This window comes from Virgibacillus oceani, assembly GCF_041521345.1.
Lineage (GTDB): Bacteria > Bacillota > Bacilli > Bacillales > Amphibacillaceae > Virgibacillus_N > Virgibacillus_N oceani_A.
In genome coordinates this window covers 1-255 of sequence record NZ_JBGOHB010000099.1, presented here as the reverse complement: position 1 = coordinate 255, position 255 = coordinate 1, and the positions used below count along the sequence as shown (strand labels likewise).

The 255-nt window shown below is 40.8% G+C and carries 1 rRNA gene; it reads left to right on the top strand.

The window, feature by feature from the left end:
• Positions 1–82 (top strand): 23S ribosomal RNA (locus ACDX78_RS23325); the annotation flags it as partial.
• Between the last annotated feature and the right edge of the window lie 173 nt (positions 83–255).

The following is a 255-nucleotide window of genomic DNA, read 5'->3' as shown; positions in this document are numbered from 1 at the left end:
GACGATGAGGTTGATAGGTCCGGTGTGGAAGCGTGGTGACACGTGGAGCTGACGGATACTAATAGATCGAGGACTTAACTAAATCTAACCATGTCGTTTTACACTCTTATTTAGTTTTTAGGGTATATTCTTAAAAAAACCCTTGCATTTTTTCTTGAGAATGCATATAATATGTCTTGTCCTTTATTTTACGGACATTCCTTGTCTGGTAGCAATAGCGGAGAGGTCACACCTGTTCCCATGCCGAACACAGAA